The 13,042-nt window shown below is 60.0% G+C and carries 12 protein-coding genes; all 12 read right to left on the bottom strand.

The features are described from left to right. Positions 1-77: 77 nt before the first annotated feature. The 12 genes from HMPREF2975_RS06950 to pafA all read right to left on the bottom strand — a co-directional run bounded on the left by HMPREF2975_RS06950 (position 78) and on the right by pafA (position 13,042). Positions 78-1,256, bottom strand: a complete 1,179-nt coding sequence (locus HMPREF2975_RS06950; RefSeq protein WP_070726675.1) for a tyrosine-type recombinase/integrase — start codon at positions 1,254-1,256, stop codon at positions 78-80. Between the two features lie 683 nt (positions 1,257-1,939). Next, a complete protein-coding gene (locus HMPREF2975_RS06945; protein WP_058236642.1) occupies positions 1,940-2,164 on the bottom strand; it encodes a hypothetical protein in 225 nt (74 codons plus the stop codon). A gap of 280 nt (positions 2,165-2,444) precedes the next feature. After that, a complete protein-coding gene (gene pyk / locus HMPREF2975_RS06940; RefSeq protein ID WP_070726674.1) occupies positions 2,445-3,902 on the bottom strand; it encodes a pyruvate kinase in 1,458 nt (485 codons plus the stop codon). 9 nt (positions 3,903-3,911) lie between these two features. Continuing rightward, the gene (gene lgt / locus HMPREF2975_RS06935) at positions 3,912-4,946 is read right to left on the bottom strand and encodes a prolipoprotein diacylglyceryl transferase (RefSeq protein WP_083314461.1); all 1,035 of its coding nucleotides are present in this window, start codon (positions 4,944-4,946) and stop codon (positions 3,912-3,914) included. A gap of 18 nt (positions 4,947-4,964) precedes the next feature. Further along, the gene (gene trpA / locus HMPREF2975_RS06930; RefSeq protein ID WP_413772598.1) at positions 4,965-5,765 is read right to left on the bottom strand and encodes a tryptophan synthase subunit alpha; all 801 of its coding nucleotides are present in this window, start codon (positions 5,763-5,765) and stop codon (positions 4,965-4,967) included. Continuing rightward, positions 5,765-7,042: a tryptophan synthase subunit beta gene (trpB, locus tag HMPREF2975_RS06925; RefSeq protein ID WP_070726670.1), complete on the bottom strand. Its 1,278-nt coding sequence runs from the start codon at positions 7,040-7,042 to the stop codon at positions 5,765-5,767. The genes trpA and trpB overlap by 1 nt, the downstream gene beginning before the upstream one ends. Positions 7,043-7,054: 12 nt before the next feature. Next, a complete protein-coding gene (gene trpC, locus HMPREF2975_RS06920) occupies positions 7,055-7,909 on the bottom strand; it encodes an indole-3-glycerol phosphate synthase TrpC (protein ID WP_058236637.1) in 855 nt (284 codons plus the stop codon). Positions 7,910-7,985: 76 nt separating this feature from the next. After that, positions 7,986-9,539 carry a chorismate-binding protein gene (locus HMPREF2975_RS06915; RefSeq protein ID WP_070726668.1) on the bottom strand — a complete coding sequence of 518 codons (1,554 nt, stop codon included), beginning with the start codon at positions 9,537-9,539 and terminating at the stop codon, positions 7,986-7,988. Continuing rightward, entirely contained in the window at positions 9,536-9,889 is a 354-nt protein-coding gene (hisI, locus tag HMPREF2975_RS06910; protein ID WP_070726664.1) for a phosphoribosyl-AMP cyclohydrolase, read from the bottom strand. Before hisI ends, HMPREF2975_RS06915 begins: the two co-directional genes overlap by 4 nt. Further along, entirely contained in the window at positions 9,886-10,659 is a 774-nt protein-coding gene (gene hisF, locus HMPREF2975_RS06905; protein ID WP_070726779.1) for an imidazole glycerol phosphate synthase subunit HisF, read from the bottom strand. Before hisF ends, hisI begins: the two co-directional genes overlap by 4 nt. A 42-nt stretch (positions 10,660-10,701) precedes the next feature. Next, positions 10,702-11,649, bottom strand: a complete 948-nt coding sequence (locus HMPREF2975_RS06900) for an FKBP-type peptidyl-prolyl cis-trans isomerase (protein WP_083314460.1) — start codon at positions 11,647-11,649, stop codon at positions 10,702-10,704. Between the two features lie 4 nt (positions 11,650-11,653). Continuing rightward, positions 11,654-13,042 carry a Pup--protein ligase gene (gene pafA, locus HMPREF2975_RS06895; RefSeq protein WP_070726662.1) on the bottom strand — a complete coding sequence of 463 codons (1,389 nt, stop codon included), beginning with the start codon at positions 13,040-13,042 and terminating at the stop codon, positions 11,654-11,656.

The following is a 13,042-nucleotide window of genomic DNA, read 5'->3' as shown; positions in this document are numbered from 1 at the left end:
ATATCAGTGGGAAGTGTAGAGAGAACCCAACCCGCCGAACAGTGCCAAGCCTTCGTATTCGGTGTGTCACACGTTCGTCAAAACTTGGTATTGTGTTGGTCACTCCCGTAGAACAGGTCACTCATGGCTTGGGCGAGCTTTTGCTGTGTGTCCTCATCGGTGTGCGTGTACCGCATGGTGATGTCCGCTCCCCTGGCATGCCCCACGTAGCGTTTGACGTCCATCTCGTTGAATCCTGGCAGTCGTAGTGCCAGTGTGATCGCGGTGTGGCGCAAGCTGTGGGGTGTGGCGTGTTCCAGTCCGGCTCTGTCCAGCACTCGTTTCATGGAGTCGCGTAGCGTGTTGTCGGGCAGTGGGTGTCCGGGTTTCATTTTGGATTGGAACACGTAGTCGTCGGGGGCGTATGAGTGGTTGTTCACGTGGTCGCGGAGTGTGGCAGCCAGCCCCGTACCGAGGTGGACGTCTCTGACTCCTGCGTCGGTTTTGGCACCCATGTGGGCGTCTTGGTTTTTTCCGCTGCCGGTGACAACGTGGCGGATGTGTATGACGTTGTTTTTCAGGTCGAGGTCTTTGAAACGTAGGCCGCGTACTTCTTCGGTGCGCATTCCTGTGACGGCCATGAGGTGGAAGGCGGGGCGCTGGTAGTCGGGGACGGTCGTGGCGATGAGGCGGGCTTCGTCCAGGGTGAGGGCTCGGCGTTCGGTGATTTCTTCGTAGCGGAGGGCTTTTTTGTCGAGGTTTTTGACCAGTGCGCGTAGGTATCGCAGGTTGGTGGGCGCTTTGGTGATGGTGCCGTCTCCTTCGGCGGCGCGCATGATTTGGACGAAGATGGCGTAGACGTGGCGGCGGTTGGTGACAGAGAGTGTGGCAAGTGTGTGGGTGATCCAGTGTTCGATGTCGGGCGCGGTGATGGTGGTGATGGTGCGTGTGGCCCAGTGGGGGTGGATGTGGTTGGCGTAGCGGTTGCGAACGGTGCGTGCCGATGCTTTCGTCCAGCCGCAGGTTGCGAAGTAGCGTTGGGCGTATTGGTCGAATGTAGGGTCGGGTGTGGTGGCGGACAGTTGTTCGGGGCTTTTCCATCTGCCGGTTTCGATGAGGGCTTGTTGGGTGCGCAGCCATTGGTCGGCGTCGGATCTGCGCGCGTAGGTGGTGGGTGCTGTGACGCGCGTGGCGGGGTTGTGTGGGTGGGGGAAGGTTGCCTGGTATTTTCCTGATGGGAGGCGTCGGATGTTTCCGAATTGGCGTCTGGCTGGCATGGTTCCCCTTTTTTCGTGCAATCTACGTGCAATAAGGTTTTAGAAAACTATCGTAACGTGGGGTAGGCAGTCTAATGTGCGCGACGCACACTTTCGCGGAATATGGCGGGTAAAAGTCGACTTTTCGGCGTGGTGGTGGGGATGACTGAAACGGTGGTGCTGTGGGTTCGAATCCCACCCGGGGTACAGAAGTATTCGGCATTATTCGGCTGAAAACTCCCTCGACGAGGGCGTTTGGGGTGCGTTTATCACACCAGTTGGAATCACCCTTCTGAGCTGTGTTTCACTGCAGTATCCGCTCGTAATGGGATGGAAAAAGTCCTGCAGCAGGCTACGACAATGTGAATGTCTTTTCACCCCCGAAGCAAGAAAGATCTCACTCGATACGGCCGAGAAGCAGGGCAGCGCCGTGGACCAATGGAACACAACCGCTGCGCCTGGTCACATTCCCAGCAAACTGACAGGTGGAATGAAGTATCTCCCAAGAATCGTTTCTTATGCTCAAGCTATCCGAGCCGGACAGAACATGAAGCACGACACGTGCTGGTGCGACTGGCCGTTACGCTCGGGGATCTGAAGGAAGGGGCTCTGTTTTCGAAGGACTCGCACTGTGTTGATGGGATAGTGTTGGGGGTCGGCCACATGTGGCCGACCCCCAACACTGCGTCTGTGGTAGCTTTCCCTTATGCAGCTTCAATGAGTTCAAGACCCAGAAAGTCTGCTGCAGCGATGCGGCTGGCAGGCACACGCAGAGCCTCGATGGCGCGACGTACGTCGCCGTTCGTGAAATCAGCAAACCACGGGCGTACCGCATTGGAAAGTTGATCAAGCAGAACGTTGTTTGCCTGCCGATCCGAATTCCGGTCATGGACTGACACGGTCTTTGCATTGCGATCTTCAATTGTCATATTTCTATCCTCTTCTTCTTCCTCACGCCATAACGGGGTATGTACTCTTTGCGCACAGGCCGCCCCGTCAGGCATTCAGTTCTCAATCACACTCGCCCACCCCTCATCAGGTGGAAAGTGTGAAGTCATATCAGCGCAACTCTCAACACCAGGTTGACAGTTTGCATCCACGTCAACGATAACACATCATCGGGTCGCGTGAGAATAAGCCTCGGCGGCCGTTAGAGAAAACGTCCTCCCCGCAGCATCGCCGTTGATGCTGACGGCTCGACGCGATCATCTACTGTCTGCCCAGCATTCCGACTCGGCCACCAATGGAGTAATCAATATCGTCACCCACTGAGTGAACACGAATCAGGTTCGACGAGCCCGACACGCCCGGCGGCATACCGGCCACGATGACCAGCTGGTCACCCTGCTTACACAGCCCGGCTGTCTGTGAGATTTGATCGACCTGCCAGACCATGTCATCGGTGTGCATCACCGAGGGCACACGGTAGGTCTGCACTCCCCACGTCAGTGCCAACTGCCTGCGTGTCTCTTCGAGCGGCGTGAAAGCCAGCATTGGGATAGGGCTACGCAGACGCGCCATATAGCGCGCCGTCATTCCTGCCTGCGTGAAGGTCACCAGGAACTTCGTATCGAGCTTCTCTCCCACTGACACGGCGGCCTGGGAGATCACGGCCGAGCGGTCTGCGATGAAACCACCCAACGGCGCGATGCGCTCACCACCGTTTTCTTCGATGTTCTCCACAATGCGTGCCATCGTGCGTACAGCCTCGATCGGATACTGACCAATCGACGTTTCACCCGACAGCATGACGGCATCAGCACCGTCAAGGATCGCGTTCGCACAGTCCGATGCCTCAGCCCTGGTCGGACGCGGGTTCTTGATCATCGACTCCAGTACCTGGGTCGCAACGATAACCGGTTTGGCTGCCCGGCGTGCCAACTCAATGGCGCGTTTTTGAACCAGCGGCACAGCTTCAAGCGGCATTTCCACACCCAGGTCACCGCGCGCCACCATGATGCCATCGAAGGCGTCGACGACCTCCTCGAGCACCTCAACGGCCTGTGGCTTTTCAATCTTCGCGATGACAGGGCGCCTGCGGCCTTCCTCGTCCATGATCGCGTGCACTTCGTCAATGTCGCGGGCGTTGCGCACAAAGGACAATGCAATAAAGTCCACACCGATCCTCAGTGCCCACCGCAGGTCATCGCGGTCCTTTTCCGACAGCGCCGGCACTGACACCGCAACACCCGGAAGGTTCAGGCCCTTGTGATCGGACACAAATCCGGGGACCTCTACCTTGGTGGTTACGTCGGTGTCCGTTACTTCCATGACACGCACGGCGACGTTTCCATCGTCGATCAGGAGACGGTCACCAGGACGACAATCCCCCGGCAGGCCTTTGAACGTCGTGCCGACGCGTTCCTTGGTGCCCTCGACATCTTCAGTCGTGATCGTGAAGGTGTCTCCCATCTCAAGGAACTGCGGGCCGTCCTTGAATGTCTGCAGACGAATCTTCGGGCCCTGGAGGTCCGCAAGAACAGCTACGGCCCGGCCCGACGTCATCGCTGCACGACGCACACGCTCAATGACACGTTCGTGTCCTTCGTGAGTTCCGTGTGAGCAGTTGATACGGGCCACATCCATGCCCGCGTCCACGAGTGCCTGTACTTGTTCGGCAGATTCAGTGGCTGGGCCTAACGTACACACGATTTTTGCTCGACGCATACTCTTACTCTACAGTGCCGATCTCGATTCAGGGGAACCCTCACCGGCTTCGGCGCTATCAAAGACGTTTTTCGCGCCCTGCACGCTGCCCGATTCGTCCGCGAGTTTCGATACATCCTCTTCATCTAAAGATTCGTCGGCCTCATTATCTGCGCCATCCGACTTGTCGAGGCCCAGGTGTGCCCGTAGGCGCTCATGCTCGTCTTCGCTGACAGTCGTTGACCTGCCGAGGCGTCCTGCCACGCAGAAAACGGCCAGGCCCGCGAGGAAGACCGCGATCGATGTCCACACGTTCAGACGCAGCCCCAGAATGTGCTGCGCTTCGTCAACGCGGAGCATCTCGATCCACACACGCCCGAGCGTGTATCCCATCAGATACAGCCCGAAGACCTGACCTGAAGCGAACCGTGCGCGTCGATCCACCCACACGATCAGTGCGGCAATAACCAAATTCCACAGGCATTCATAGAGAAATGTCGGGTGAAAGAGCGTGCCGGCGGCATACTGGGCAGGCATGTGAGCCGCGTCGACCTGCAGCCCCCACGGTAGTGTCGTCGGCGCGCCGAACAGTTCCTGGTTAAACCAATTCCCCCACCGGCCTATTGCCTGTGCCACCAGGAGGGCCGGTGCAATGGAGTCAGCCAGAGGTCCCATTCGTTGGCCGGCGCGTCGCAGCGCAATGTAGGCACCAACAGCGCCCAGAGCTACGCCGCCCCAGATTCCAAGACCGCCATTCCAGATTTTGAACGCGTCAATGGGATTGCCGTTGGGGCCGAAGTAAGCATCAGGTGAGGACACCACGTGGTAGATTCGCGCTCCGATGATTCCCAGCGGGATCGCCCACAACGCAATTTCGTACATGAAGTCGGCCACGCCACCGCGCCGCTCGTACCGCCGGCCGGTGATCCACACTGCAGCGACCATCCCCAGCATAATGAGGATGCCGTACATATGGATGGTCAGTGGACCAATGTTCCACGCTCCCTGCGGCGGAGACGGTATCGCTGAGCCAATCAGTGAGCTTGCCACAGTCAGATCGTTCATCGTCACCGCGCCTTCCGGTTAGACAGTTCGTGAGTTCTTAACGCCATCACTGAGTTCACGGGCCAAAGTTCCGAGCGCTTCGAAAGCCTGTTCCCTGTCCTCGTCAAAAAGTGTGCGCACAAGTGCAGAACCCACAATAACGCCATCGGCGTAGGAGCCTATTTCATGTGCCTGCGTGCCGCTGGAAACGCCCAGACCCACGCACACGCGCTTTGCACCGGCTTCACGCGTGCGTGCGACCAGTTCGCGCGCGTGAGTGCCGACCGAGGATCGTGCCCCTGTCACGCCCATCGTTGACGCGGCGTACACCCATCCGCGTGCGTGGGAACTGATCAGTTCCAAACGCGTGCGAGTTGACGACGGTGCCACCAGGTAGATGCATTCCAGGTCATTTTCGCGAGCGGCATTTTCCCATTGCTCGCCTTCTTCGGGTGGCAGGTCCGGCGTGATCAGGCCTGATCCGCCGGCCTGGGCAAAGTCGCGGGCAAAATGGTCCACGCCGTACCATTCGACCGGGTTCCAGTACGTCATGCACACGGTGGTCAGACCATAGTCCACGACTTCTCTGGTCGCTTCCAGCAGGTCCTCCAGGTGTGTTCCATGTTCGAGGGCGGCCACGGTTGCGCGCTGGATCGTGGGGCCATCCATCCCAGGGTCGGAATACGGGAAACCAAATTCAAGGACATCAACGCCGTTATCTGCCAGAACTTTCGCTGCACGCACCGAGTCTTCCACAGTGGGGAAACCGACGGGCAAATATCCGATCAGGGCGGCGTGCCCGGCATTATTGGCGCGATCAATCGCATCTGCGCTGTGCATCATTTGTCGGCCTCCCTGCTCGGATCAATGTTCTGGTATGTGGGTTCACCCAGGCCGAACCACTTCGAAGCGGTTGTCACGTCCTTATCGCCGCGCCCAGACAGGCACACCACGATAACGGGTTCCTTGCCTTTTTCGATCGGTCCTGCTTCGAGTCGCTCGTGGGCCCACTGAATTGCCCCTGCAAGTGCGTGTGCCGATTCGATGGCGGGAATGATACCTTCGGTGCGACACAGGCGCACGAATGCGTCCATGGCGTGCGTGTCGTCAATCGCAATGTAGCGTGCTCGTCCGGAACGGGCCAGCCATGCATGTTCGGGTCCCACACCCGGGTAGTCCAGGCCCGCAGAAATCGAATGGGAGGCCTTGGTCTGCCCGTCGCGTTCCTGCAGCACGAATGTGCGCGCACCGTGCAGAACACCGACTTCGTTCGCTGAAATCGATGCAGCGTGGCGACCGGTGTCGATGCCGTCGCCTCCGGCTTCACATCCGATCAGCTCGACGTCCTCATCATCGATAAAAGCAGTGAACGATCCAATCGCATTTGAACCACCGCCCACGCACGCGGTCACGGCATCCGGCAGGCGCCCCTCGCGCTCCAGGATCTGCTCGCGGGCTTCGTCACCAATGACGCGTTGGAGGTCACGGACGAGGCTGGGGAACGGGTGCGGACCTGCAGCAGTGCCGAAAATGTAGTTCGTGGTCTCCACATTCGTCACCCAGTCACGGAACGCTTCGTTAATGGCGTCCTTGAGCGTTTGAGACCCCTGAGTCACACCAATGACTTCCGCGCCGAGCATCTGCATGCGGGCTACGTTGAGTGCCTGACGTTCGGTGTCTTCCGCGCCCATATAGATCGTGCAGTCCAGGCCTAGCAGCGCCGCGGCCGTTGCGGTGGCAACGCCGTGCTGTCCGGCTCCGGTCTCAGCGATGATACGGGTCTTGCCCAGTTCCTGTGTGAGCAACGCCTGTCCCAGCACGTTGTTGATCTTGTGGGATCCGGTATGGTTGAGGTCCTCGCGCTTGAGGAAGACTCGGATTCCCCCCAGATCGGCAGCAAAGCGCGATGCTTCTGTCAACAATGAGGGGCGTCCGGCATAGTTGACGAACAGGTCATGGAGTCGTTTCTGGAAACCGTCATCATGCCACAGACGCTGCCACGTTTCATCAAGTTCTTCCAGTGCAGCCATCAGCGATTCGGCCACGAAACGACCACCGAAGGCTCCAAAATACGGGCCTCTCAGATCGTCCGAGCGCGGCGATGCGGTACTCGACATGCCGACTCCTCCTTACTCGTCAGATGATTCATTGCGTGCCATGCGCACGCGAGCTTTTCTATCGGTGAGCAGTGCCGGATGTTGGCCGGCGCTGACGATATCGCTGACGGCGGTCGCTGGATCACCGGACGTTACCAGTGCTTCTCCGACCAGCACAGCATCAGCGCCCCAGTTGGCGTACTGGATGACGTCGTGGCGATCGCGCACACCGGATTCGGCTACAGCGATCACGTCGGGCGGGATGACATCGATCACCTGCTCGACAACAGTTGGATCGACATCCAGGGTGGTCAGGTCGCGTGCGTTCACGCCAATGACGCGCGCTCCGGCATCGAGCGCCCGCAGCACTTCCAGACGCGAATGCGCCTCGACCAGCGCCGTCATTCCCAGTGATTCCGTTCGTTCCAGCAGCGACACCAACGCCGGCTGTTCAAGTGCGGCAACAATCAGCAGCACAATGTCAGCGCCGTGAGCGCGCGCTTCATGGACCTGATACGGGGTGACAATGAAATCCTTGCGCAGCACAGGGATATCGACTGCTGCGCGCACTGAGTCAAGATCGGACAGTGACCCCGAGAAGCGACGCTGTTCAGTAAGCACCGAGATTGCAGCCGCACCGTTCGCCTCGTAGATGTGGGCCAGTGCTGCCGGATCGTCGATATGCGCCAGCGCGCCCTTCGAGGGCGAGGACCGCTTGACCTCCGCGATCAGCGAGACGGCACCACTGCTGCGCAGTGCTGACACCGCGTTTTTCGCGTCGGCGCAGCGTTGCGCACGCTTCTTGATGTCATCCATCGGCACGCGTGCTTCCCGCTCACGCAGATCTTCCAGCACTCCCGCGATGATCCCATCGAGGACTGTTGCCATCGCTCCTCCTCACCGTTGCCTACTGTGATGCTAACCAAAGTCAGGGTGTTTTCCCCAATTGGCTCACATGATGGGCTCAGTCCAGGTCCCCCGTCAGCTTCGCTGCGGTCAGTACGGATGCCAGTGCCGCGGCCGCTTTATTACGGGTCTCCACATACTCCGTGTGTTCAACCGAATCGGCCACAATTCCAGCTCCCGCCTGCACGCTGGCGCGGCCGTCTTTCAGGCATGCTGTGCGGATCGCGATCGCAAAATCTGTGTCGCCGCCCAGGTCAAAATAGCCGACCACTCCCCCGTACACGCCGCGCGCACACGGTTCGAGCTCGTCGATCAGTTGAATGGCGCGCGTCTTGGGCGCACCTGACAGTGTTCCGGCCGGGAACGTTGCCACCAGGCAATCCAGCGCGTCCACCCCCTCGTTCACGATGCCCGTAACGGTGGAGGAAATGTGTTGAATATGGGAGTAGCGCTTGATTTCCATCAGCGTAGACACTTCCACCGATTCAGGCCTGCAGACTCTCGACAGGTCGTTGCGCGCCAGGTCCACCAGCATGGCGTGTTCGGCCAGCTCCTTCGGATCCTTCAGCAGGTCTACGGCCAGGTCGTGGTCCTCGCTCCCGTTCGCTCCGCGTGGGCGTGACCCGGCAATCGGATAGGTCCACACGCGCTGTCCCTGCGTACGCACCAGTGTTTCAGGCGAGGAACCCACCACGTCGAAGTCACCGCCCACGCCATCGGGCAGGCGCAGCAGGTACAGATAGGGCGAAGGATTGAGGGTGCGCAGCACCGAGTACACGTCCAGCGCATCCGCCTGGGTGGACACATCCATGCGTTGCGACAGCACAATCTGGAAAGCGTCGCCTCGCCCGATCGCCTCTTTCGCATCCCTGACGGATTGTTCAAAATCGTCCTGCGGTGTGCGGTGCTGGATCGCCAGATCATCCGACGAGGGGGATGCACTGACCCATACAGCTGGATTCATGCTGGATTCCAGGCGATGACACATGTCGCCCACTCGACGGCACGCTTCGTCATACGCCCAGTCGACTCGTTCATCGGTACCGTCCATGTTCCACGCATTCGACACCAGCCACAGTGAGCCGTCACTGTGATCGATAGCAGCCACGTCGCGCGCCAAAATGAGCGATGCATCCGGTACGTCCATCTCGCGCGGAGCCGACATCGTGATGCTCGGCTCCCATTCGCGGGCCATTGCCCAGCCAATCGAGCCGACAAAAGCGCCCGTCAAGGGTGGCAGACCTTCGATGGGATCAGCTCGCAGCACCTCGAGAGCCGAGTGCATCACCTCGCGAAATGATCCGGTCTCCATTGCGCCCCTCGGGCACACCCCCTGCCAGGACGTGACGCCATCACGGGTGATCACTGACGAGGCGGAATCCACTCCAATGAATGACCAGCGTCCCCACCTGCCGTCGTGTTCGGCTGATTCAAACAGGTACGTCCCCGGCTTCGAGGCGCACAGGTGGCGGTACAGACCCACCGGTGTAATATCGGGCGCCAGGACTTTCCGCGCCACGGGAATGAGGCGTCGGTTGGCCGCCAGCTCATGGAACTCTTCACGCGATGGCCATATCTGTCCCAGATGCAGGTCAGTGGCGTGACGTGTCATTGAATTGTTCCTCCCGCTTCAAAACATGAATGTGTCCCCGTATGGCACGCAGCACCGATCTGATCGACTTTCATCAACAGGGCATCCCCGTCGCAGTCAATCTGAATGCTCTTGACGTGCTGCACGTGTCCTGACGTGTCGCCTTTGCGCCAGTACTCCTGACGGGAGCGTGACCAGTAGGTGGCACGCCTGCTTTCCAGTGTGCGTCGCAGTGCTTCGTCGTCCATCCATGCCAGCATCAGAACTTCGTCAGTGTCGTATTGCTGGACGATGACTGCCACGAGACCTTGCTCATTTCGCTTCAGTCGCTGCGCGATGCGCGGGTCGAGGCTCTCAGCCGACCGTTTCACAGTCGCACCGCGATTCCGGCACGCGCCATCGCGTCCTTGACTTGCGTGATCGTCAAGGTACCGAAGTGGAACACTGAGGCAGCCAGAACTGCGTCCGCACCTGCCTGAGCTGCCTGAACGAAATCGTCAGTTGTGCCGGCCCCGCCCGAAGCGATCAGAGGAATGGACACTGTGGATCGAATCGCGCCGAGCATTTCCAGGTCGAATCCGCCCTGAACCCCGTCTGCGTCCATCGAGTTCAACAGGATTTCGCCTGCTCCCAGTTCGGCGACCCGGTTTGCCCACTCGACCGCGTCGATGCCGGTTGAGCGCGTTCCACCGTGTGTCGTGACTTCGAATCCGGAGGTCGTTGAGACACCCTCGGGCGTGCGCCGTGCGTCCAGAGACAGCACGATGATCTGGTCGCCATAGCGTGAGGCGACCCGTTCGATCAGGCTCGGGTCAGCGATCGCCGCCGTATTGACTGATACTTTGTCGGCTCCGCAGTCCAGCAGGCGTGACACGTCGTCCACACTGCGTACACCGCCACCGACAGTGAGCGGCACAAAAATCTGGCTCGCAGCGGCAGAGACGACATCGAGCATTGTCGAGCGCTGCTCGGTCGAGGCGGATACGTCGAGCAAAGTGATTTCATCAGCGCCCTCGTCGCTGTAGTGACGGGCACGTTCAACAGGATCGCCCGCATCTTTCAAATCTGTGAAGTTGACACCTTTAACGACGCGTCCGGCGTTGACGTCCAGGCATGGAATGATTCGGCAGGTCACTGACATGCTTCCATCGTAGCCATGTGCACGCACTTGGTTGGCACCGGCTCAGGAAGTGGATGACGACGGCGGGTAGGTGGCAAGGATATCGACCAGGACGCACAGCGTATCGTCACCTTCGGCCAGATCAGGAGGAATGGTGATCGCCAGGCGTGAGCCGACTCTTTGATCGACCAGCCCCTGCTGCAGGCCCGGCATGATGGTCGCCATGTCCAACCGTTCCGGCATTCCGTCGTTCCACGTTGATCGACGCTTGTCCGGATTGTTCCACCCCGCAATCACGTATTGCACCAGGACCCGGTCATCGGGCCCGACCTGAGGACCGTCACCTTTGATATGTGGGGCGATGACGATCTGGCTGGGGGCCTCCCCCGTGTGAGTGACCTTGAAACCATCTTCTGCGAATTCGACGCTGAATGGCTGGGTTGGTTCGGGATCAATCGGTGTGCCAGTAGCAGTCGAGGAGATCACATCGACGACGTCAATTTCAATGCGTGGCTGCGCAGGGGTCGTTCCGGCAAGTGTCTCCCCGTCCTTATCCGACGCCGGTGTCAGTGGTCTGACGAACAGGAGGCGCGTCCCTTCGCGAGACCCGATCAGGGCCTGAACCAGCGTGGCATCCAGTTCGTCACTCGTTGCACGCTCCGTAAAGATCGCGGGCTGCCCGTCGGCCGTGATGACTTCCCCCGTGTCTCCGTCAAACGGTGTGATCGCGGCGATCACGGGCGACCCCTCGGTAATTTCCCGTCCTTGCCCCTCGATAATCGTTCTCACGAAAGGTGCCGTCACCGTCAAGGTCCCGTGAATGGACACAGTCGGTATGGCGCCGTGGTTACCGAATACTTCAACCTGATTGCCCACTGACTGTGTGTCATCAGCGCTTTGCACCACGTCAGGTGAGCTGCGGCGCCCCAGGGTCCACCACCCGACCATGATGAGGACGACGACCACCAGCACAGTCACTGTGGCAACCGTTCTGCGCGAAGACAGTGTCATGTGATCACGCCGGCAAGTCAGGCGCCGACTGGTTAATGTGCTCGATCAGCGCATCCACTCGCGCATCCTCGTTCGAGAGCGGGTCATTGAGTGTCAGTGGGGTGGCTGAAATATCTCCGAGCCGCACGTGCACCCAGTCGACCGACAGATCCCGGCGCGCGTCCTGTGCTGCACCGATGATCCGGCCGCGCAGGGACGCCCTCGTTGTGGCAGGAGGCGTGGTGACTGCGCCTGACACCTGGTCGGCCGCGATCAGCCGGCGCATCAATCCGCCGCCTTCCATGCGGTCACGCAGGCCTGTCGCCGTGATGTCGTGGTAGCTGAGCTCCAGGCGCGCCACGCGCGTGTCGGACAGCGGCACTGAGCGGCGTTCACAGTACTGGCGCAGCAGGCGGCGCTTGATTGCCACATCCAGTTCGGTCTCGACGCCGGACCAGTCTCCTGATTCGATCGCATCCAGTCCACGCTTCCACAGGTCCAGAACGTAGGTGTGCATGGGATCGAGGGCGCTGGTGTCCGTGTGGTCGAGGATCCTGCGCCGGATTTCCCGCTGGATTGCCACAGGTGACATGGATGTTCCCGAGGCCAATGGGATAGGTGCCTGTCCCGTCAGGTCCGCGTTGATGGAGCGAATAGCCGACATGGGATCGGCCAGCGCCAGGTCTGCCAGCTTCACACCATCTTCGACCGCGCTCAGCAGCAGCTCGGTTGCCCCGACCTTCAGGGCGGTTGTCGGCTCGGACACGTTCGTATCCCCCACGATCACATGCATACGCCGGTAGGAGCCTGAATCTGCCAGTGGTTCGTCGCGCGTGTTGATGATTGGGCGCGAACGAGTGGTTGCTGCCGAAACTGCGTCCCACATCTGGTCTGCACGTTGGGAAAAGACGTACGTACTGCGTCCTGAAATGGTGCGGATATGTCCAGCTCCGACGACGATTTGTCGGGTGATGAAGAATGCGACGAGGGCGTCCGCGACTTCTCTGAAGTCACGTCGGCGGTGCAGCAGATAGTTCTCGTGGCAGCCGTAGGAGTTTCCCTGGGAGTCCACGTTGTTGCGAAACAGGTGGAGTCGGGCTGGGACGCCCTCGGACTGGAGCTGCTCGTCTGCGCGAGAGGCGAGGTCAGCCAGTAGAAGGTCACCTGCACGATTGTGGGCCAGGAGGTCCTCCAGCAGGTCGCATTCGGCTGTCGCATATTCGGGGTGTGAGCCGACGTCAAGGTACAGGCGCCCGCCGTTGCGCAGGAACAGGTTCGAGGAACGTCCCTGGTCAATGAGCGGGGCGAACAGGTACCGCGCCGCCTGATCCGCATCCACTGGTGAGGGCGCGGAGGTGGTGGAAGCTGCGGTCAGCCCGTATTCCGTTTCGATTCCGACGACTCGGCGCCTCAC

Origin of the sequence: Actinomyces sp. HMSC065F12, from assembly GCF_001814535.1 — a bacterium.
GTDB lineage: Bacteria > Actinomycetota > Actinomycetes > Actinomycetales > Actinomycetaceae > Pauljensenia > Pauljensenia radingae_A.
The sequence above is the reverse complement of the archived record's forward strand: the minus strand, read 5'-3'. Positions and strand labels throughout refer to the sequence as shown.